Annotated in this window: 19 protein-coding genes; 3 read left to right on the plus strand and 16 right to left on the minus strand. The window is 65.8% G+C overall.

Going from position 1 to position 21451, the window contains the following annotated elements:
- Positions 1–7: 7 nt before the first annotated feature.
- The 13 genes from BCCGELA001_RS15100 to BCCGELA001_RS15160 form a co-directional block, all read right to left on the minus strand.
- Positions 8–1030, minus strand: coding sequence for a xanthine dehydrogenase family protein molybdopterin-binding subunit (locus BCCGELA001_RS15100; protein ID WP_060735678.1), 1023 nt, complete (start codon positions 1028–1030; stop codon positions 8–10).
- 1 nt (position 1031) lies between these two features.
- A complete protein-coding gene (locus BCCGELA001_RS15105; protein ID WP_060735679.1) occupies positions 1032–2624 on the minus strand; it encodes a xanthine dehydrogenase family protein molybdopterin-binding subunit in 1593 nt (530 codons plus the stop codon).
- Positions 2625–2633: 9 nt separating this feature from the next.
- Positions 2634–3110: a (2Fe-2S)-binding protein gene (locus BCCGELA001_RS15110; RefSeq protein WP_008554689.1), complete on the minus strand. Its 477-nt coding sequence runs from the start codon at positions 3108–3110 to the stop codon at positions 2634–2636.
- A 12-nt stretch (positions 3111–3122) separates the two neighbouring features.
- Positions 3123–3941 (minus strand): FAD binding domain-containing protein, encoded by an 819-nt coding sequence (locus BCCGELA001_RS15115; RefSeq protein WP_060735680.1) that lies wholly within the window; start codon positions 3939–3941, stop codon positions 3123–3125.
- A gap of 2 nt (positions 3942–3943) precedes the next feature.
- Positions 3944–4387, minus strand: a complete 444-nt coding sequence (locus tag BCCGELA001_RS15120; protein ID WP_008554694.1) for an SRPBCC family protein — start codon at positions 4385–4387, stop codon at positions 3944–3946.
- A gap of 2 nt (positions 4388–4389) precedes the next feature.
- Positions 4390–4827 carry an SRPBCC family protein gene (locus BCCGELA001_RS15125; RefSeq protein ID WP_060735681.1) on the minus strand — a complete coding sequence of 146 codons (438 nt, stop codon included), beginning with the start codon at positions 4825–4827 and terminating at the stop codon, positions 4390–4392.
- A gap of 10 nt (positions 4828–4837) precedes the next feature.
- Positions 4838–7744, minus strand: coding sequence for a flotillin family protein (locus tag BCCGELA001_RS15130; protein ID WP_060735682.1), 2907 nt, complete (start codon positions 7742–7744; stop codon positions 4838–4840).
- A gap of 25 nt (positions 7745–7769) precedes the next feature.
- The gene (locus BCCGELA001_RS15135; RefSeq protein WP_060735683.1) at positions 7770–8603 is read right to left on the minus strand and encodes a phosphoenolpyruvate hydrolase family protein; all 834 of its coding nucleotides are present in this window, start codon (positions 8601–8603) and stop codon (positions 7770–7772) included.
- 3 nt (positions 8604–8606) lie between these two features.
- Positions 8607–10817, minus strand: a complete 2211-nt coding sequence (locus BCCGELA001_RS15140) for an ABC transporter permease (RefSeq protein WP_060735684.1) — start codon at positions 10815–10817, stop codon at positions 8607–8609.
- Positions 10810–11592, minus strand: a complete 783-nt coding sequence (locus tag BCCGELA001_RS15145; protein ID WP_060737661.1) for an ABC transporter ATP-binding protein — start codon at positions 11590–11592, stop codon at positions 10810–10812. Before BCCGELA001_RS15145 ends, BCCGELA001_RS15140 begins: the two co-directional genes overlap by 8 nt.
- The gene (locus BCCGELA001_RS15150) at positions 11585–12667 is read right to left on the minus strand and encodes a branched-chain amino acid ABC transporter permease (RefSeq protein ID WP_060735685.1); all 1083 of its coding nucleotides are present in this window, start codon (positions 12665–12667) and stop codon (positions 11585–11587) included. The genes BCCGELA001_RS15145 and BCCGELA001_RS15150 overlap by 8 nt, the downstream gene beginning before the upstream one ends.
- Before the next feature lies 1 nt (position 12668).
- Complete coding sequence (locus tag BCCGELA001_RS15155; protein ID WP_008553198.1) at positions 12669–13679, minus strand: branched-chain amino acid ABC transporter permease; 1011 nt, start codon at positions 13677–13679, stop codon at positions 12669–12671.
- A 193-nt stretch (positions 13680–13872) separates the two neighbouring features.
- Positions 13873–14700, minus strand: a complete 828-nt coding sequence (locus tag BCCGELA001_RS15160; RefSeq protein ID WP_060735686.1) for a helix-turn-helix domain-containing protein — start codon at positions 14698–14700, stop codon at positions 13873–13875.
- Between BCCGELA001_RS15160 and BCCGELA001_RS38150 the strand changes: the two genes are divergently transcribed.
- On the plus strand, positions 14602–14805 hold the full coding sequence (locus BCCGELA001_RS38150) for a hypothetical protein (protein ID WP_008553195.1): 204 nt from the start codon (positions 14602–14604) through the stop codon (positions 14803–14805). The genes BCCGELA001_RS15160 and BCCGELA001_RS38150 overlap by 99 nt on opposite strands.
- 19 nt (positions 14806–14824) lie before the next feature.
- Here BCCGELA001_RS38150 and BCCGELA001_RS15165 read toward each other — a convergent pair whose 3' ends face one another.
- Positions 14825–16075 (minus strand): ABC transporter substrate-binding protein, encoded by a 1251-nt coding sequence (locus BCCGELA001_RS15165; RefSeq protein WP_060735687.1) that lies wholly within the window; start codon positions 16073–16075, stop codon positions 14825–14827.
- A gap of 395 nt (positions 16076–16470) precedes the next feature.
- Between BCCGELA001_RS15165 and BCCGELA001_RS15170 the strand changes: the two genes are divergently transcribed.
- Positions 16471–17649 carry an acyl-CoA dehydrogenase family protein gene (locus BCCGELA001_RS15170; RefSeq protein WP_060735688.1) on the plus strand — a complete coding sequence of 393 codons (1179 nt, stop codon included), beginning with the start codon at positions 16471–16473 and terminating at the stop codon, positions 17647–17649.
- A 2-nt stretch (positions 17650–17651) separates the two neighbouring features.
- Here BCCGELA001_RS15170 and BCCGELA001_RS15175 read toward each other — a convergent pair whose 3' ends face one another.
- Positions 17652–18806 (minus strand): GlxA family transcriptional regulator, encoded by a 1155-nt coding sequence (locus BCCGELA001_RS15175; protein WP_083543346.1) that lies wholly within the window; start codon positions 18804–18806, stop codon positions 17652–17654.
- Here BCCGELA001_RS15175 and BCCGELA001_RS15180 point away from each other — a divergent pair.
- The gene (locus BCCGELA001_RS15180; RefSeq protein WP_060735689.1) at positions 18805–19632 is read left to right on the plus strand and encodes a dienelactone hydrolase family protein; all 828 of its coding nucleotides are present in this window, start codon (positions 18805–18807) and stop codon (positions 19630–19632) included. The two genes, BCCGELA001_RS15175 and BCCGELA001_RS15180, sit on opposite strands and share 2 nt — an antisense overlap.
- Positions 19633–20376: 744 nt before the next feature.
- On the opposite strand, the gene BCCGELA001_RS15185 is transcribed toward BCCGELA001_RS15180, so the two are convergent.
- Positions 20377–21444 carry a UDP-glucuronic acid decarboxylase family protein gene (locus BCCGELA001_RS15185; protein WP_060735690.1) on the minus strand — a complete coding sequence of 356 codons (1068 nt, stop codon included), beginning with the start codon at positions 21442–21444 and terminating at the stop codon, positions 20377–20379.
- Positions 21445–21451 lie beyond the last annotated feature (7 nt).

A 21451-nucleotide genomic window follows, 5' to 3' on the forward strand; every position in this document is an offset into this window, starting at 1 on the left:
CGATCCTCTAGCGCCGCGCCTGCGGCCGCGCGCCACCCTGGGCCTTGATCGCGCGCAACACCTTCTCAGGCGTGATCGGCAGATCGTCGATGCGCACACCGACCGCGTTGAAGATCGCATTGGCGACGGCCGGCAGAACGGGGTTGGCGCACATCTCGCCCGGGCCTTTGCCGCCGAAGGGACCGTCGGGAGCAGGGCGTTCCAGCACCGCGATGTCGTGCGGGCAGATGTCGCCGGGACCTGGCATCAGATATTCGACGAAGTCGCGCGGCCCGTGGACGGGCTCAGGATAGTATGGCTCGGGCGTCTCGTAGAGCGCATGACTGACGCCCATCCAGGCGCCGCCGACCAGCTGCTGCTCGACGAGCCGCGGGTTGAGCGCGCGTCCCAATTCATAGGCGGAGTCCATCCGGACCATCGCGACCTCGCCGGTCTCGTCATCGACCTCGACCTCGGCGACGAGGCAGGCATGGGCATAGCAGGTTGCCGGCGACATCTCGCCCGTCTCAGGATCGACGTTTGAGAGGGGGACCAGGAAGATGCCGCGGCCGGAGATGGTCTTGCCTTGCTTGAACTGCGCGGCGATCGCGACGTCCTTGGTCGAGATCGAGCGATGGGGTGCGCCCTTGACGTGGATGTTCCCGCGCCCGTCGGTTTCGAGATCGGCGGCGTTGACCTCCAGCTCCTCGGCCGCCGCCTCCATCATCACGCCGCGCGCTTCGCGAGCGGCGGCCATGACGGCGTTGCCGACGCGATGGGTGCCGCGCGAGGCGAACGAGCCCATGCAGTGTGGGCCGGTGTCCGAGTCCGCAGTGTCGACATAGACGTCCTCGACGGGCACGCCGAGCGTCTCGGCGCAGATTTGCCGCGTCACCGATTTCATTCCCTGGCCGAGATCGATCGACGACAGCGCCACCGTGAACTTGCCGCTTGGATTGGAGTGAACCAGCGCTTGGCTAGGGTCGCCGCCGAGGTTCATGCCGATGGGATAGTTGATCGACGCCATGCCGCGTCCGCGATGCCTGGTCATCTCAGCGCCTCCTGGTGCCGAACACGGATGAGAACCGCGTTGCGCCGTGCGATGGTGCGGCCGGGCGCGGCGGAGGAGGTGGCGGTGCGGGCGGGGGCGGCTCGCGTGGCGGCTCCCGCGTCGCATTCACCGGGGCGCGATCATAGGTCGTGCGCTGCTGCGCAGGCGCGGCCGGCCGGCTGCGCGAGTCTGTCGGCGTCGGCGGGATGGCGGCGCGGCTGCCGCCGCCGTCCTTGCGGGAGGAGGCGCGCCTGAACTCGTCGCGGATCGGCCATTTGGCCTTTTCGGCGGCGACCTGAACGCATTCGATTAGAGCCGTGTTCTTCGCCTCGCGGCGATGCGCCTTCATGTCGCCGTCGCGATAGGCGTTGAGGATACGAAATTCCATCGGGTCCATGCCGACGAGGTTTGCGAGCTTGTCCATCTGGCATTCGATGGCGAAGTCCATCGCGGTGACGCCGAAGCCGCGCATGGCGGTCGCCGGTGTGCGATTGGTGAAGACGCAGTAGACGTCGCCATACACGTTCGGGATGGTGTAAGGACCCGGCAGATGCGCGGCGCACTTCACCGCGGCATAGCTGGACAGTCGCGTGTAGGCGCCGCTGTCGAAATAGGCGCGGATCTTGCGCGCGACGATGCGGCCGTCGCGCATCACGCCATCCTTGATGTAGATGCGTTCGGCGCCACGCGGCGGGCCATATTGCATTTCCTCCTCCCGCCCGAACACGTAGCGCACGGGGCGCCCGGTCAGCATGGCGCCGAGGATGGCGAGCGGCTCGGTCAGCGTATCGACTTTGCCGCCGAAGCCGCCGCCGACAGTGCCGCCGATGAAGTGGAAGGTGTTGGAGGGTACGTCGAGAATTTTTGCGCAAGTATCGACTGAGAAGAACAGCGCCTGGGTGGAAGTGTAGACGATGTAACGTCCATTGGTGTCGGGCGCGGCGATCGCGCCGTTGGTCTCGGTCGGCGCGTGCTCGATCGGCGACATCTGGTAGCGCTGTTCCAGCACGTGGTCGGCAGTCGCGAGCGCGGCATCGGCATCGCCGAACCGCAGGCGCTGGTGATCGTAGACGTCGTGATAGATGAAGGCGTTCTTCGGATAGGTCTCATTGACCACGGGCGCGCCGGGCTTGAGCGCGTCCTCGACGTCGAACACGGTCGGCAGCGGTTCGTAATCGACCTTGACCTTTGCAATGGCCTCGAACGCCTCACGTTCGCTGTCGGCGACGATGGCGAGGATCGGCTCGCCCTTGTAGCGGACCTTGTCGACGGCCAGCGACGGCTCGTCGTCCTTGCCGAAATTGATCAGGCTGAGAAGCGTGTTGAGATTGACCGGAACATCGCTGCCGCGGATGATCCGGCGTACGCCGGCAGAGCGCTCTGCGTCCGTGGTATCGATGCGGCGCAGTCTTGCATGGGCCTGGGTCGAGCGAACGACCTTCAGGTGCAGCATGCCCTGAAGCATATGATCGTTGAAATAGCTCGACGTGCCCGTGATGTGGCCTAGCATGTCCTGGCGCTGTGTGCCCTTGCCGATCTCCTTGAGATTGTCATCGCGCTCGTCGGCGAAGATGTCCTTGCGTAATTCGAGCATGGTCTGACCTCAGGCGCTGGCCCGGCCGCCGGCGGCGGCGAGGATGGCATTGATGATCGGCTCGTAGCCGGTGCAGCGGCAGATGTTGCCGGAGATTGCTTCAATCACGTCGGCCCGGCTCGGGGAGGGATTGCGGTCGAGCAGCGCCTTTGCGGCCATCAGCATGCCCGGCGTGCAATAGCCGCACTGGGCGGCAAAATGGTCGGCGAACGACCGCTGCAGCGGATGCAGGTTCGGGCCTTGCTTCATGCCGTCCAGCGTTTCGACGGAACGGCCGGCGACGGTCTCTGCCAGCGTCAGGCAGGAGAGGTGGAGTTCTCCGTCGATCAGCACGCTGCAGGTGCCGCAGCCCCCCTGGCCGCAGCCGAATTTCGGTGTCATGTCGCCGATCAATTCGCGCAGCGCGACCAGCAGATTGGTGCCGCCATCGACGAAGATCGCGACGTCGCGGCCGTTGTAGCGAAATTGCAGAGGCGTCTTGGACATGGCGGTCCCTGTCTATTCCTGGCCGGAGAGCAGACGGCGCAGATGTACTCCGACGATCTCGCGGCGGTACCAGGCGCTGCCGAGCGCGTTGTCGGATGGCGATGTCCCCTCGGACGCTGCCGATGCGGCCGCCGCAATGGTCGCGGCATCCAGCGAGCGGCCTTCGAGCGCACGTTCCGCCCCCTTGGCGCGGATCTGGGTCGGCGCCATCGAACCGAGCGCAATGCGTGCGCCGGCAATGCGCCCGCCGCTGACCGGAAGATGCGCGGCCAGCGTGATGACAGAGCCGCCCTTCGGCTTGATGCGGGCGATCTTGCGATAGCGAAACGCTTCGGCGCTCGCCGGCCTCGTGCAAGAGACCGAGAGCACCAGCGCGCCGGACTGCCGCTCGCGCGACTGCAGGAACTCCTCGATCGCGATGTCACGGGCGCCGAAGCTGCCTTGCACCGCGACCATGGCGTCGAGCGCCAGCAGCGCGACGGTGAAATCGCCGTAGGGATTCGGCGCGAAGAGATTGCCGCCGAGCGTGCCCATGTTGCGCACGGCGGGCCCTCCGATCGAACGGGCGGGTGCATGCAGGAAGGCGAGGTCGCGCTCGGCGAGGACGCGCGCGAAGCTGACGCCCGCGCCCAGCGTGACGCGCGGGCCCGACGCGTCGATCCGGGTCAGCGCCTGGTCGCTGGCGCGGACGATGGTCGATACCGACACGTCGCCCTCGTTCAGCGCCCGCATCACCAGCGTGCCGCCACCGAGATAGCGGGCGCTGCGATCCGAGGATAGCGCCCCGGCCGCTTCGCCGGCATTGGCAAAGGTTTTCACGGTCACAGCCATGGCTAGGCGGCCTCCTTCAGATGGCGGCGAATCGCCTCGAATCCCGCCTGGTAGATGTCTTCAGCGACCATGTGCGTGATGCGGTTCCTGTCCTCGGGTTTTGTCGTGAAGCGCGACTCCCAATGCCAGAAGGTGCGGTCACCATCGGTGACCGGCAGCAGGCGGACATGAGCGACGTAGTTGAACATCGGCACCGGTGTATCGAGCAGGCAGTAGCTGAAGGTCTGCTCGAGGTCGGACAGCGCCAGCAATTGCTCGCGCAGCTCGGAGCCGTCCTTAAGCTTGAAGCGCCTGACGCAGCCGATCTTGTCGGCGAACTGCGCACGCTCGATCGAGGAGGTCGCCACCGCCGGATGCCAGCGGTCGTGCCCGTTGAAATCGCGCAGCACGTTCCACACCGCCTCAGTCGATGCGTCCAGGATCGTGCTCTTGACGATATGCGGCACGGCTAGCCTCCGAACACGCGCTTCAGGGCATCGAAGCCGCCCTGGAAGACGCCGCCGCCGATATTGTTGACGAGCTCGGCTTCCCGCTCCGGCGCGCAGTCGAACTCGGCGGTCCATTCCATGAAAGTCTGGTCGCCGTCGGTGACGGGCGTCAGCCGCAGCGTCGCGACGTAGTTCTCGACACCCATCGGCGATTCCAGGATCGAGTAGGTGCAGAACATGTCGTAGTCGGAGAGGCCGAGGAGCTTCTCGCGGATGCGGTCGCCATTGCGCAGGCGGAAATCCCTGACGCATCCGATCTTGTCGGAGGGCTCGCCGCCCTCGATCCGGCTCTCGGCGATGGCGGGATGCCAGTTCGGCAGGCCGTTGAAATCGCGCACCCGCGCCCAGACGCGGTCGTTGCGGGCGTTGACGACGGTGGAGACGTAGACGCGGGCCATGGTTCAGACCTCAGCTCTTCTTTCGCGGCCCGCGCTCGGCCGGCGGCTCGCCGCCCTCGGCTGCAGGCGGGGAGGCGGCCGGCTTGTCGCCGCCACCGCCGCTCTTGCGCGCGGAATCCTTGATACCCTGCATGTCGCGGGCTTCGCGGATCAGGCCCGGCATTTTGGCGAGACTGCCGCCCTCGACGCCGATGTCAGACAGGATGGAGTCGATCAACGGCGCCTGGACGCGGTAGCGCAGCGCCGAGTCGATCACCTCGTCGGTGGCGCTGCGCCCGCCATTGCCGTTACCATGGCCGTTGCCGTTGAGGCCGTCGACCTGAAGGATGCGGATGCCCTCGATCTTCTCCATCGGCTTGACGCTTTCGCGTACGATGCCCTCGATGCGGTCGAGCAGCTTTCTGCGGAACAGCGAGTAGCGCGCCTGATCCGTGAGCACGTTCTCGGCCTCGTTGAGCATCCGCTGCGCCTCGGCCTCGACCGCGGCGCGCACGCGCTCGGCTTCCGCGGCGATACGGGTCTCCTCGGCCTGTTTTTCGGCGAGCAGAACCTCGACCGTCTTGCGGCGCTTGGCGATTTCGCTTTCGCGGGCCGTGACCACGCGCTCGGCGGCTTCGGTCGCCCGTATGCGTGCTTCCTCGGCGGCGGCGCGCGCCGCCGATTCCTCCAACGACTTCTGATGGATGGCGATGGCCTTATCCATCAGCACCGTCTCGACGTCCTTCTCGCGATTGACTTCGAGCTTGCGCAGCTCGCGCTCGCGGCCGATGCGGGCCTCGTCGAGGCCGCGATCCGAAGCGATGCGCGCGCGCTCGACCTCCTCGCGGGAGGCGATCTCGGCTTCCTGCAGCGACTGCACGCGGGCGACTTCGAGCTGCTCGATGGCGCGGCGGCGTTCGATCCGTGCCGCCTCCAGCGCCTGCTCGCGCGAGACGTCGGTGGTCTCGACCTCCTTGCGCGCGACGATCTCGGCCTGGCGGACCTGACGGTCGGCGTCGATCCGCTCCGATTTCTTGGTCGACAGTGCGATGACGCGATCCTCGTCGGCGATCTCGATCGCCTTCTTCTGCTCGATGTTGAGCACCTCGCGCTTCTTGGAGGAAGCGATGCGCTCGGCCTCCAGCGCCAGATCGACCGTGATGCGCTGCCGCTCGATCGCGTCGCGCCGCTTCAGCTCGGCCGCTTCCAGCACACCGGTCCGCTCGATTTCGAGCGAGCGCGTGTCGCGCTCGGCCTGGATGCGCTCGGCCGCCACGGCCTTCTCCTGAGCGATGCGGGCCGCCTCGATTGCCTCGCGCGAGGCGATATCGGCTTCCTCGACGGCGCGGTTGCGGGCGATCTCCAGCGAGCGCACGCGCTCCTCCTGTGCAATGCGCGTCGCTTCCGTGGTCTCGCGCGCGGCGATGCCGGCGACGTCGAGCGCCTGGTTGCGCTCGATCTCGAGTTGCCGCGTGTTCTGCTCGGCGGCGATGCGCTCGGCGGCGAGCGTCCGCTCACGGGCGATACGGGCGGCCTCGACCGCGCGCTGCGCCTCGATCTCGGCCTCCTGAATGGTTCGCACCTGCTGGATCTCCAACGCGCGGGTGCGCTCGTCCGAGGAGATACGCTCGACATTAACGATCAGCGTCTGTGCGATGCGGGCCTTCTCGGTCGCCTCGCGCGCGGCGATCTCGGCTTCGTCCACGGCGCGCGTCCGTTCGATCTCGCGACGCCGCGTCTCCTCCTCGTTTGCGATGCGAGCGTCGGTGACGACGCGGTCCTGCTGAATCCGCGCTTTCTCGATCGCCTCGCGCGCGGCGATCTCGGCTTCCTCCACCGTGCGCATCCGTTCGATCTCGCGTTGGCGGACCTCGCGTTCCGAGGCGATGCGGGTGGTGTCGATCGAACGCTGGTTGGCGATCCGGGTCTTCTCGATCTCCTCGCGCGCCAGCAGCTCTTTCTCCTCGATGGTACGCGTCCGCTCAATCTCCCTCTGGCGGGTCTCGCGCTCGGAGGCGATGCGGGCCTCCGCGATCGCCTGCTCATTGGCGATGCGGGCGCGCTCGATGGCCTCGCGGGCGGAGATCTGCGCCTGCTCGGCCTCGGTCTCGCGCAGCGCCCGTTCGCGAGCGACTTCCGTGCGCTGGAGTGCGCGGCGCATCTCGATGTCGCGTTCCTGCTCCAGGCGCGCGGTCTCGCTCTCGCGCTCGATCTCCAGGGCCTGCCGCTCGGCTTCGAGGTTGCGCGAGCGGATCTTGATCATCGAGTCCTGCTCGATGTCGTTGCGCAGCTTGCGCTTGGCCTCGATGTCCTCCATCAGCCGGGTCAGGCCTTCGGCGTCGAAGCGGTTCGAGGGGTTGAAGAACTCAAGGTCGGTCTGGTCGAGATCGGTGATCGCGACGGACTCCAGCTCGAGGCCGTTCTGGGCGAGAGCCTCGGCGGCATTGGTCTTGACCCGTGCGACATAGTCGCCGCGCCGCTCGTGCATTTCCTCCAGGGTCATTTCGGAGGCGACCGAGCGGATCGCGGAGATGAATTTGCCGGCCAGCAACGCATGGAGCTGTCCGGGTTCCATGGTGCGGCGGCCGAGCGTCGCTGCGGCGATCGAAACGGCTTCGCGGGTAGGCTGCACCCGGACGTAGAAGTCGGCCTCGATATCGACGCGCATGCGGTCGCGGGTGATCACGGCGTCCTGCCTGGAGCGGATGATGCCCATCGGCAGCACGTTCATGTTGACCGGCGTGTAATCGTGGATGAACGGCAGCACGAAGGCGCCGCCATTGATCACCACGCGCTCACCGAGGAAGCCGGTGCGGACGAACGAAGTCTCCTTGGAGGAGCGGTGATAGAGCCAGTTCACGATGTAGACGCCGACCACGATCACGACGATCGCGACGATCAGCCAGAGGATCAATTCACTGACCAGATTCCCCGACATCTTTCCCTCCCTCGTACCTTCGGCGTTACCGCGCGCCGATCGCCTTGAATTGACGCACCTGTTCCGTCAGCGCCCGTTCCACGGGAAGCCGCTCCATCGAGGAAGCGCCGTAGAAGCCATGGCAATGGCGGGTGTTCTTCATGATGAAATCTGCGTCAGCGGGATCCGCGATCGGGCCGCCATGCGCCAGCACCAAGATCTCAGGATTGACGCTGAGTGCTGCGGAGGCCCAGGTGTCGATCTGGGCAGGACAGTCCTTGAGCTTCGGTGCGGTCTGCGCACCGATCGAGCCGCCGGTCGTCAGGCCCATGTGACAGACGATGATGTCCGCGCCGGCGATCGCCATCGCGGCGGCCTCTTTCTCGCTAAAGACGTAGGGTGTGGTCAGCATGTCCTTGTCATGCGCCTTGGCGATCATGTCGATCTCCAGCGCATAGGACATGCCGGTCTCTTCGAGATTGGCGCGGAACGTGCCGTCGATCAGGCCGACGGTCGGAAAATTCTGGACGCCGGCAAATCCGAGCGCCTTGAGCTGGTCGAGGAACACGTCCATGTCGCGGAACGGATCGGTGCCGTTGACGCCTGCCAGCACCGGCGTCCTGGTGACCACGGGCAGCACTTCGTTCGCCATCTCCAGCACGATGGCATTGGCGTCGCCGTACGCCATCAGGCCCGCGAGCGAGCCGCGGCCGGCCATGCGATAGCGGCCGGAATTGTAGATCACGATCAGATCGACGCCGCCGGCCTCTTCGCATTTTGCCGACAGGCCAGTGCCGGCGCCGCCGCCGACGATCGGCTCGCCGCGACGCGCCATGTCGCGAAACCTCTTCAGCAGCGCTGCGCGTTCAAACCTCGCCATCGGTCACCTCGCTACTCTTCGGCGCGTGCCGGCGCGGCCGAACAGGGTCCGGAACGCGCTGACGATCGCGGCGGCAAAGTCGGGATCGTTGATGTTCTTGGGGATGCGAATGAGCTGACGGTTGCCGGTCTGCCGTACCGTGCGCTCCAGCGTGCGGAACAGTGCCGCGTCGGCGTCCGGATCCCAGAACGGCTGGCCGCGCGCATCGAGCGCGGAAACCCCGCCCTCAGGCAGGAGGAAGCGCACCGGGCCATCCATCTGGTTGAGCCGCTCGCCGATCCAGCGGCCCATGCGCTCGTTCTCTTCGGCCGTGGTCCGCATCAACGTCACCTGCGGATTGTGGACGTGGAATTTGCGGCCGCGGTAGCGTTCGGGAATGGTCTCCGGTGCGCCGAAATTGACCATGTCGAGCGCGCCGACCGAGCCGACATAGGGTAGGCGGCTGCGGATGATCGCGCCAAAGCGGTCTTCCGTCGCCGGAAACACGCCGCCCATCAAGAGGTCGCAGATCTCGGTCGTGGTCAGGTCGATGACGCCGGCGAGCTGGCCGGACTCGATGAGCTTCTCCATGGAACGGCCGCCGACGCCAGTTGCGTGGAACACCAGGCACTCGAAATCGTCGCGCAGCTCGGCTGTGATCTTCTGCACGGCCGGCGTGGTGACGCCGAACATGGTGATGCCGACCGAAGGCAGGCCGCCCGCCTGGCGCGCCGTTGCGCCGCGCGTATCGAGCCGCGCCTTGACCATGCCGCCGATCGCATGGGCGCCGTTGGCCAGCACTGCGCGCGAAATCGAGTTCAGTCCCTGCACGTCGGCGACCGAATACATCATCGTGATATCGGCCGGTCCGACATAAGGCCCGACATCGCCGGAGGCGACAGAGGAGATGATCAGCTTGGGCACACCGACGGGGAGGCTGCGCATACCTGGGGCGACCAACGAGGCCGCGCCTGAGCCACCGGCCGAAATCACGCCTGCGACATTGCCCTGGCGCCGCAGCCAATTGGCGAATGCATCTGCCATCGCGGTCACGGCCGCTCCGCGATCCGGGCCGAATACGGCGGAGCCGCCGCGGCCATGATTCAGGGCGATCTCTTGCGCGGAGACATCGCAGGATGAATGCTTGCCGCTGGTCGAAACATCGACCAGGCGCGTGCGCAGGCCGCTTTCCGCGATGATGTCGCGGATGAAGCGCAGCTCCTGGCCTTTGGTGTCGAGCGTGCCGACGACCAGCACCACGGGAGGCCCGGAGGCCTGCGCTGTCGTCGACTCGCGCTTGCGCCGCGCTGTCTCGTCGAGCCGCGCGACCTGGGTCGAGAGCGTACGTGCGGCCGCCTCGATGCGGGCGATCGGCACCGGCTGCGACCATCTTGTGGGGAGCGTCGGGTTGGAGATGTAGATGCGGACCGGGCCGGCGCGGCGAGGCACCGGCGCCGGTTTGGCCTCGGCCCCCGGTGTAGCGACGTCGATATCCGGCTCGAGCTCGGCGTGAAGCCCGACACCGAGCAGGCGCTGCTGGAGCTCGCGGTCGGCGGCGAGGCGCGCGGAGTCGATGATGCGGTTGATGCGGCCGTTGACCATGATCGCGACGTTGCGGGAGATCGCGGTGGCGACGCCGATGTTCTGTTCGATCACGAGCACGGACATGTCGCCGTCTTCACCCAGCCTCAACAGCATCTCCTCGACCTGTGCCACGATCACGGGCGCGAGGCCTTCGGTCGGCTCGTCCATGATCAGGAGCTGCGGATTGGTGAGCAGCGCGCGCGAGATCGCCAGCATCTGCTGCTCGCCGCCGGAGAGCTGGCCTCCGCCGTGATCCTTGCGTTCGGCCAGACGCGGAAAGGTCTCGTAGATGCGCTCGACGGTCCAGGCGCCGGGCCGCAGCCCGCCGGCCAGCCGCAGATGCTCGTCGACGCTGAGCGAGCGCCAGAGGCGGCGACCCTGCGGCACATAGCCGACACCGAGCCGGGCGATCTGGGCCGGCGGCCGCCGCGTGATGTCCTCGCCGCGGACGCGGATCGAGCCGCCGCTCACGGCCACCAGCCCCATAATCGCCTTGCAGAGCGTGGTCTTGCCCATGCCGTTACGACCGACGACGGAGAAGACGCCGCTCTCCAGCGTGAGATCGACCCCTTGCAGCGCGTGCGAGTGGCCATAATAGACGTCGAGGCCGCGGACCTCGAGCGCTGCGCTGGTGCGGCGGGCCTCATTCATGGCCGCCTCCGAGGTAGAGCTCCTGCACCTCAGGATCGGACTCGATCTCCTGCGGCAGGCCTTCCTTGAAGACGCGGCCGTTGTGCATCATCGTGACGCTCTCGACGACGCGCAAGGCGACGTCCATGTCGTGCTCGATGATGATGTAGCCGATGTGGGCCGGCAGCGAGGTCAGGATCTCGATCAGCTCGGCGCGTTCGGTCGGCGACAGGCCCGCGGCCGGCTCGTCAAACAGGACGAAGCGCGGCGCGCCGGCGAGCGCGAGCGCGATCTCGAGCTGGCGCTGCTGGCCATGCGCGAGCTCGGCCACGCGCTGGTCCTTCACGGCGGACAGATGCACGGCCTGCACGAGATTGTCCGCCGCATGCATCAGGGCATCGTTCTGGCCCGGACGCAGGAACGAGAAGCGTCCGCGCGAGACGCCGCGACAGGCGAGATAGACGTTGTCCTGCACGGTCAGGCCGGGGAACAGCGCCGAGATCTGGTAGGTCCGGCGCAGCCCGCGCCGGATGCGCTCATAGGGCGGGAAATGCGTGACGTCCTCGCCGAAGAAGCGGATGGTCCCGGAGGAGGGCGGGAAATCGCCGGTGATGCAGTTGAACAGCGTGGTCTTCCCCGCGCCGTTGGAGCCGAGCACGGCGCGCCGCTCGCCGGGACGCACGGTGATGGTGACGTCGGTCAGCGCGGCGAGCGCGCCGAACAACCGCGTCACGCCGCGCAGCTCCAGCGCAGCGCCGGCACCCACCACGGAAAGACGCTGGGCGACGCTATCCATGGCGGCGCCCTCCGCCGGAGCGGTCGGCGCCGCGACGCTGACGCTGGCGCCAGCGCTGCCACAGGCCGATGACGCCATCCGAAGACCAGAACACGATGGCGAGGAAGCCCAGCCCGATCAGCAGGCGGAAGCGGTTGCCGTCGAGCCCGAGCCTGACCAGGAAGTCGAGCGCGAAGGTGCGCAGCAGCACGAAGATCAGCGCGCCGATGAAGGGCCCGATCGGGCGGGTGATGCCGCCGACGACGGCGATGATCAGCACGTCGATGCAGGCGCCGACGCTGACCGATCCAGGCGAGATCTGGCGGTAGTTCCAGACCTGGAGCACGCCGGCCAGCGCCGCCACGAAGGAGGCGAACGCATAGGCGGCGATGCGGTGCGCATTGACGTTGAAGCCGAGCGCGGCCATGCGCCTGGGATTGTCGCGTACGCCTTGAAGCGCGAGCCCGAAGGGCGCGCGCGAGACATATTCGACGGCGAAATAGCAGAGCGCGGCGACCGCGAGTACGACGTAGTAGAAGGGAACGTCGGCGCGCCAGTTTACGCCCCAGAAATGCGGCGTGGCCACGGTGTTGATGCCGGTATGGCCGTTGAAGATCGCCCAGTTCTGGTTGGTGAAATAGTAGAACGCAGCTCCAATCGCGAGCGTGATCATGATGGTGTAGATGCCCTCGGTGCGCACCGCGAGCGCGCCGCCAAGCGTGCCGAACGCGGTCGCCAGCGCCAGCGCCATCGGGACCGCGAGCCACCACGGCCAGCCCAGGCTGATATTGGCGTTGCCGCTGACCCCGAACACGGCGACCATGTAGGCGGAGAAACCGGCGATGGTGAGCTGCATCAGGCTGACCATGCCGCCATAGCCTGCGAGGAACATCAGGCTCAGCGCCATGGTGCCGAGGATCAGGGTGGAGGCGAAGATCTCGATCAGGAAGAAGCCGCTCGCGATCAGCGGCATGATCAGGAGAATGACCGCGACGATCCAGGCCGCGGGATGGTTGATCTCCGGCCACACCCGCGTCGGGCGCTGCGCCATCGGGGCGGGGCTTACGGCAAGGCGGGCATCGTGGGCGAGCGACATCTCAGCGCCTCGCCAATAGGCCTTGCGGCCGGATCGCCAGCACCAGCACCATGATCAGGAAGGTCACGACGATGGCGTAGGTCGGGATGTAGACCGAGCCGAGCTGTTCGGCGAGGCCGATGATCAGCGCCCCGAGCGCGGCGCCGGGGATCGAGCCCATGCCCCCCACGATCACGACGACGAGCGAGGCGAGCAGAAAGCGGATGTCCTCGCCGGGCGACAATGACTGGAAAGTGCCGCCGACGACGCCGGCGATGCCGGCAAGTCCGGCGCCGAAAGCGAAGACCAGCACGAAGACGAGCTGGATGCGCACGCCGGTCGCAGCGAGGATGTCGCGATCATCGACGCCGGCGCGGATGATCATGCCGATGCGGGTGCGGTTGAGCGCGAGCCACATTCCGACGCCAATGACCACGGACGCGGCGAAGATCACGAGCCGCACCAAGGGATATCTGAGATAGACCGGCTCGCCCGAGGATTTGATCGCCGTGACCAGCGGCAGCTCGATGGGGCCGATCAGCCAGTTCGGCGTCTGGATCTGATAGAAGTTGCCGCCGCAGGCCCACAGCATGAGGTCGGCGAATACGATCGAAAGGCCGATCGTCACCATGGTCTGCCGGAGATCCTGTCCTTCCATCCGGCGAAACACGATGACCTGAAGCAGGACGCCGACCAGCGCGGTCAGGATGAAGGCGACGATGAAGCTGAGGATCCAGGAGCCGGTCGCAGCGCTGATGGCGTAACCGACATAGCCGCCGAACAGATAGAGCGAGCCGTGCGCGAGATTGACGTTGCGCATCAGGCCGAAGATCAGCGTGAAGCCGCTGGCGACGAGGAAGTAGAGGCCCCCGAGCGTGATGCCGTTGAAGACGGCGTTGAGGAAGACGCGCTTGCGGCCGATCGCCTCTTCGAGCCCGGGCGGCCAGACCGCAAAGACCAGCCAGAGCAAGATCGCAACGGCAATGATCGCAATTAGTGCCCAGGCGGGATGGCGTTCGACGAAGCGGCTCATGTGTGCTGCCCGCTCTTCCAAGCAGCACGCCTGAGGCCCGTTGAATGCAGGTCAGGCAGCCTTGCCGCGGCCGCTAGCCTCGCCATGAACGTACGCTCCCGTCGGTCGCGACCCTCTCACGGGATCGCGTTGCCCACATCCTAGCCGGGCTGCGAGAGCGACGTTTGATCGTGAGTATCTTTTCGCGTGGCGCTCAGGTGCGCAAAACCTTGGCTGCACGACGATAATCGGTCGGAGCCATGCCGACATTGGCGGCGAAGAAACGGGTGAAGCCGCTTTGCGAGGAGAAGCCGAGATCGAAGCCGATATCGGCGATCGGCGCCTCGCTCGCCACCAATGCCTCGAGCGCCTGTTCCATGATGAGCGTATTCAGATAGAGGTTCGGCGTGACGCCGGTCTGGACGCGGAACAGCCGGTAGAAATGTGGGCGGGACAGGCCGGACTCCCGCGCGATGGCGTCGAGCTCGATCTCGGCGCCGGGGCTCTCCGACATCATCTTGATGCATTTGCGTACGCGAAAATCGGTGACCGAGCCGTTTGCGCGCGGATCGCGCGTGATCTCGGCCTGCTGCCAGCTTTCGTCGTAGCAGATGTCGATCAGCCGCCTCAGCTCGGAATCCAGACTGGAGAGTGACGGTGCGCCGCAAACGAGCGCGGCGGTTCGCCTGATGTGCTTGTCGAGGGCAGGCGTGCGCCTGAACTGGGTGCGGCCGAAACGCAACCGGTCGGAGCCGGAGGCGTCGGGTGCAAACCATTCAGCATTGACGTAAAGCACGAAGAAGATCGCGCCGCCGTCGACATCGGCCGGCAGGAAGTTGTGCGGCTCCCACGGATTGACGGCGACGACAGAGGTCTCGGTGAGGTCGTAGTGCCCATTGGAGACGTCAATGCATGCGGGCATGCCGCCGACATGGAAGATCAAATGACCTTCACGATGGGCGTGGATATTGAAAGGGCGGTTCAACTGATAAACCGTCGCCCGGCCGAACCGGCCGTGGAAGACGGCGAGCGCACGGCTCATGCCTTCCCCTCCCGAATGTTCTTGTCTTTTCCGCCAGCGTTCATCAACGCCGACGAGATTGCAAGAGCGGAGAGCGACCGCGTCAGCAAGTCGCTCTCCGTTTGAGCGTTCCGGAGGTGATGCGTCAGTATTTCTTACATTCCGGTACGGTCCGGCTTGGCAATCCGATCTTGGAGAACACCGCCGGATCGTAGCCAAGCGTCTGGTTCACGTTCGGGATCACCTTGACGACCTTGCTGAACAGCGCGCCCTTGCCATCGTCGACCACCTCGGTGACGAAGTTGGTGCCGATCGCCTGGCGGTTGGAGTCGAGCTTGATCTTCCCATTCGGCGCATCGATCTCGATCTTCGCCAGCGCTTCCTTGAACTTCGCCTGGTTGTTGGAGAGGTCGCCGTTGACCTGGCGCAGCGCGAGGATCAGCGCCATGGTCGAATCATAGTAGTTGGTTGCGAGCAGCGACGGGCTCGGGAAGCGCTTGTTGGGTGGGAAGGCGTCCTGATAGGCCTTCACGAACTTCTGCCAGCCCGGATCCTCCCAGGTGTCGGCCTGGCCGCTCGCCGCGATGGTGCCGACCAAGGCATTCTTGGCGTTGCCCTTCGACGACAGGATGGTCTGATCGATCATGATGGAACCGCCCATCAGATGGGCCTTGCCGCCGGCCTGCTGGTACTGATTGAGGAAGTTGACGGCATCCGCGCCGCCAAGGCCGAGATAGATGGCATCGACGTCGTCGGGCAGGGCGGCGATGACGGAGGCGAAGTCTTTCGTTCCCAGCGGCACCCATTGCCGGTTCGTGACCTGTCCGCCCGCGCCGCAAAATTCAAGCACGAGGCCGAAGACCTGCGTGTAGATGAAGGAATAGTCTTCGCCGACGGTCGCGATCTTGCGATACTTCTTCTCCTCGTAGGCGTATTTGCCGAGGCCCACCTGCCACTGCGCGCCGTCCATGTTGTAGCGGAAGAAGTTCGGGGCGGGATCGACGTAAGTCGTTTCCTGGGCGCCGGAGGCCGCGTTGATGAAGGTCAGCTCGGGGTGGGTTTTTGCGAAGTTCTTCACTGCGATGCCTTCGTCGCCGGAGAGCGGCGACAGCAGGATCTGCACCTTGTCCTGCTCGATCAGCTTGCGCACGGCCCGCACGGCGGAGTCCGGCGTTGCGTCGGTCGAGGCGACGATGAATTCGAGCTCCTTGTCGCCGATTTTCTTGCCGAGCACGTTGAGGGCGGTCTGATGGCCGCGCATGCCGTCCTCGCCGAGCACCGTATAGGTGCCTTCGAGCGTTGCGGTCACGCCAACCTTGATCTTCTCCTGAGCGATCGCGGCGCCTGAAAGAAACAGGCTGCTCAGCGCGAGCAGCCCCACACTGCATTTGGACATTGTGCTCCTCCCTGTGTCGTCGATTTGTCGCCGCGCCGGATCGGCGTTGCGCCCGCAGCTCGAAGGCTTGCGGATTTGACGGGGAGGCTAACCGAAGTTGCATGCCGTGCATGCGTGGACGGCTCGTCTGGCTTGACGGGCAGTCTCATTTTGGATGTTGCGACGCAAATCGTTCTGCGGTGCAGCAGGCTGTGATTGTGCTGGCTCTCAACAGGCTTCAATGCACCGGCGACAAGCACCGGGACGTCGTTTGCGCGCCCCGCGGCTTGACAACGTCGCCCCGGAACGAAATAGTTTAAGCTTAAAGCAATTGGCTTGGCCAGTCGGCTTGTTCGATCACCCGCACGCCAAGACCATGCCAGCCGTCCGGCAAACCCCACCTCGTGGAGCGACAGATGAGCTCACCGGCAAAGATGATCTCCCGGGACTGGCTGGACTGGCCGTTCTTCGAGCCGCGTCATCGCGCCGTCTGCGAGGCGCTCGACCGTTTCGTCACGCAGGGCGGACTTGATGGGGTCGACCACAGCGACGTCGACGCTGCCTGTCGCAAGCTCGTGCGCGCGCTCGGCTCGGCCGGACTGCTGGATTGCGCAGTTGCCGCACCCGATGGTGATGCGGCCAGCATCGATTCCCGCTCGATCTGCCTGTCGCGCGAGACTTTGGCCTATGCCGATGGACTCGCCGATTTCGCATTCGCCATGCAGGGGCTCGGATCCGGAGCCATCGCGCTTGCCGGCTCGGCGGAGCTGCGGAACGCCGTGCTGCCCAAGGTACGTTCGGGCGAATGGCTGGCCGCATTCGCGCTTTCGGAGCGGGACGCGGGCTCGGATGTGGCGGCGATGAGCTGCACGGCGCGCGAAGATGGCGATAGCTACGTGCTGGACGGCGAGAAGACCTGGATTTCGAATGGCGGGATCGCCGACGTCTACACGCTGTTCGCGCGAACCGGCGAGGCGCCGGGCGCGCGCGGCATCTCGGCCTTCGCAGTGTTCCCGGATGATCCTGGCTTCAGCGTGGCCGAGCGCATCGACATCGTCGCGCCGCACCCGCTCGCAACCCTGCGCCTGGACGAGTGCCGCATTCCGATCGGCCGTCGTCTCGGAGCGGCAGGCGGCGGCTTCAAGATCGCGATGCAGACCCTCGATATCTTCCGGGCCTCGGTCGCCGCTGCGGCGCTCGGGTTCGCCAGGCGGGCGCTGGAGGAGGCGCGACTGCACGCGCAGACACGGCGCATGTTCGGGACGACGCTGTCGGACCTGCAACTGACCCAGGCCGCACTCGGCGACATGGCGACCGAAACGGACGCGGCGGCGCTGCTGACCTATCGCGCCGCATGGCGCCGCGACGTCCAGAAGCTTTCCACCACGCGTGAGGCGGCGATGGCGAAGCTGGCCGCCACGGAAACCGCCCAGCGCGTCGTCGATCGCGCGGTGCAGATGTTCGGTGGTCGGGGCGTACGCAAGGGCGAAATCGTCGAAAGCCTCTATCGCGAAGTCCGTGCGCTCCGCATCTACGAGGGAGCGACCGAGGTTCAGAAGCTGATCGTCGCGCGTGAGCTTCTCAGGCCGCGCTGACGTCAGACTCCGCTTGAGCCCGTACCGTTGGCGCTGGCCGGAAGCCGCCTGCGCGTTGCATCTCGCCGTGCTCCATGCGTCAAGGCCACGGCGCCATTGTCACGTTTGCGACCGGCCCGCACGGCCCGCGCACCGGGCGTCTTCTCTCGATGCAACAGCCTGCGAAGCGTGGAGGGGTCGGCATAGCCGACCTTCTCCGCGATGTCGTCGAGGCCGAGACGTGTGGTCTCCAGAAGCTCCATCGCCTTGTCGACGCGCAGCTTCTGGAGAAATCTCACCGGCGAAAGTCCGGTGGCGCGCTCGCACCGGCGCGCAAAAGTGCGCGCACCCAGGCCCGCGGCCTTTGCGAGTTCCGAGATCGTGAAGGCCCGGTGCAGTCGCGCCCGCGCCCAGCGTTCCGCGCGTGACACGCGATCGTCCGAGGCGGTGAGGAAGGATAGCGCCATGTAGCGGGATTGCGATTGCCGCCGGTCGAGCAGGAGGAACCGGGCGCAGCTGTCCGCCAGGTCAGGTCCGGCATGACGGGCAATGATCGAGAGCATCAGGTCGAGCTGAGCCATCGCCGCGCCGGCCGTTGCCATGCGACGATCGGTCAGCACCATCGCATCCGTGTCGAGCGTCACTCTCGGAAACAGCTGCCGAAACAGAGGTCCGAGCCACCACGTCGTGGTTGCCCGACGGCCGTCCAGCAGCCCGGCGCTCGCAACCAGGAAGACCGCCGAGCAGGAGCTGGCGATCTCGGCTCCGGATCGGAAGGCTGCCCGGAGCGCCTTCCTCGCCGTTTCGGCATCCCGCCGCTGCAATCCTTCGCGAACGAGGTCTTCATCCATCCAGGCCAGCCCGGGGACGATCACCACGTCTGCCGGTCTGTTGGCGTTTGCTTTCGAGGGCAGTCTTGCAAGCTGCGTTGCCCACCTTGCCCCGGAGCCGGAAACTCTCACGTCGAAGCACGGTGGCCGTCCGGCTCTTGCACGAATGCGGTTGGCCACATCGATCAGTTCGAAGGTAATGGCGACACTGGCCGCAGAGGCGCCTTCCAGGACCAGAACGTCAATGAGCGGCATGGCAAAATCGACCTGATTAATGTCATTTATGACACTTGTCGAAATCAATGCCCGGGAAATACCGTTCGCGCAATCTTTTCCGGAGGACGACATGAGCGATGCGCTGCTGAAGCCTGATGATCTCTCTGATTTCAACCGGCGGATCGTCTCGCTGGAGAGCGCGACGAAGCCGGTCTACGTCGCGGGCGAGGGACCCGCGGTCATCGTCATGACGGAAATGCCGGGCATCAGCCCGCATGTTGCGCGTTTCGCCCGCTGGGTTCGCGACGCCGGCTTCCGCGTCTACATGCCGTCCTTGTTCGGAGCGGACGGCGATGTTCCCGACGCGGAAACTGCGGCCGGCGTTTTCAAGCGCGCCTGCGTCAGCGCTGAATTTCGCGCGCTTGGCGGCGGCGCGTCGAGCCCTGTATCGAACTGGTTGCGGGCGCTTGCCAGGCTCGCCCATGGCGAGAGCGGCGGGCCGGGCGTCGGGGCCATCGGCATGTGCTTCACCGGCAATTTCGCGCTGAACATGATGCTGGATCAGGCCGTGCTGGCTCCAGTGGTGTCGCAGCCGTCCTTGCCGCTCGACAATCCCGGCGGCATCGAGAGCTCTGCCGACGAACTGTCGCAGATCCGCTCACGGCTCGAACGGGAAGACCTGACCGTTCTTGCCTACCGGTTTGCAGGTGATTCATTCTGCCGCGCCGAACGGTTTGCCGCCTATCAGGCCGCGCTCGGCGATCGCTTCATTGCTCGCGTCCTGCCTGACACGGCCGCGAATACCGGACCCAGGCCGCCGTTCTTTGCGCAGTTCGTCAAAACGCCCCACAGCGTCGTCACGGTCGATCTCGTCGACGAGGCCGGTCAGCCCACGCTCGCAGCCCGGGACGAGATTATCGCATTCTTCCAGAAGCGTCTGAAGTCCGAGTCGGCCTGATATCCCGCAGCTGCTCGGCCGCGAAAATCTGCATTCGTGCTGACGCATATCAGGTGCGGTCTCGGCCTGTTTCGCTCCAATGTCAATGCGCCGCCGAAAAAATATTCCACTTTACCGAAATTCGGAAACGGCGTATGTGATGTCCATCCCGGCTCACCCTTGAGGGGCGGTCATGTTGTCGTGTGATCGCAGAGCCGGGCTTGCGGTGGACGCAGCAGCGTCGTGCGCGAAAGCCAAGGGCAGGGCGGATTGCTCTCCGTGAGCCCTTCGCATCGCGTGGACGAGCGGCGCTGTCAGGTTCGTCGCGTCATATTCCGAGGGCAAGGTGCACAACGCCGTCGGACCCTGTGGCGCCAACGAACCGTGCGTACGGCAAAACCGTGTGGTCCTGGCCGTCGTTGCTACGGTCAAGCTCTTGCGGATGCGGCACTAGCGTCAACCGGCGCGGGGACGGTGAATTCCGTGAGGGGGAGGGAGGCCAGAAGGAACTCGGCTCCCGGGAGAGCGCGGCATAAGCCGTCCGACCATCGCGCAGGGAAGGCCGTGTGTTGGGCTTCACCTGTATGCTGCTGTGCGGTTTTCTGCGTGTGCCTTTTGCGCAGCGGACCGCGGGTGCCGCCGGCACCCGGCCTTCCCTGCGCCCTCTTGGGTTTTGAGGGTGGAGCGATCAAGCAAAGCTCGGGCGAAAAGCGCCGCGAGAATGCGGAGGTGTGACCATCTCGCCGGTGCCCTGTCGGCACGAGGTCATCCACCCAGATGAGTGACCTTCAACTGGCTTCGTGCCGTGTGCCCCGTCCGGCGCGACGCAGTGGCGGGCACCAGGGTCGGTGACTCACCCGCGATGCGCAACGAGAAATAGGCGATCGTAGCCTGAAGACCATCCCTCAGCGCCACGCGCGGGCGCCATCCCAGCAGCCGGGTGGCCGTGTCGATGACGGGCTTGCGGCGCTTCGGGTCGTCCTTCGGCAGTGCCTCGAAGCGAAGCGTGGACGCGGACTCGGTGTATGTGAGCACCTCCCGAGCTATAGTCTCGATCGTAACCTCGTGGGGATTGCCGAGATTGCAGGGGCCGGTCACCGAGGCCGGACTTTCCATCAGCAGCTGAAGGCCCCGCACGAGATCGTCGACGAAGCAGAAACTCCGGGTCTGCGTGCCGCCGCCATAAATCGTGATCGGCTCTCCGCGCAGCGCCTGCACGATGAAATTGGAGACGACGCGGCCGTCGTTCTCCAGCATGCGCGGGCCGTAGGTGTTGAAGATGCGCGCGACCTTGATCTCGGTCCCGTGCGTGCGCTGATAGTCGAACATCAGCGTCTCGGCGGCGCGCTTGCCCTCGTCGTAGCAGGCCCGCGGCCCGATCGGATTGACGTTGCCGAGATAGGATTCCGGCTGTGGATGTACCTCCGGATCGCCGTAGACCTCGCTTGTCGAGGCTTGCAGGACGCGAGCGCCTTTCCGGCGGGCGAGCTCGAGCATGTTGATGGTGCCGAGCACGCATGTCTTCATCGTGCCGACCGGATCCTTCTGGTAATGGCGGGGCGACGCGGGGCAGGCGAGACTGTAGATGCGGTCGATCTCGTCCTCGACCTCGATCTCGTCGCGCACGTCGTGCTCGATGAAACGGAAGTTCGGGTGGTTCAGCAGCGGCCTGATATTGTCGACGCTGCCCGTGAACAGGTTGTCCAGGCAAATCACCCTGTTGCCGCGTTGCAGGAGCGAATCGCAGAGATGCGAGCCGATGAAGCCGGCCCCGCCGGCGATGAGCACGCTCGGCGAGCGGCGAAGAGTGGGGATGCGGGTCTGGAGTGTCATGGCAAAG

The sequence above is a fragment of the Bradyrhizobium sp. CCGE-LA001 genome (assembly GCF_000296215.2).
Classification (GTDB): Bacteria; Pseudomonadota; Alphaproteobacteria; order Rhizobiales; family Xanthobacteraceae; genus Bradyrhizobium.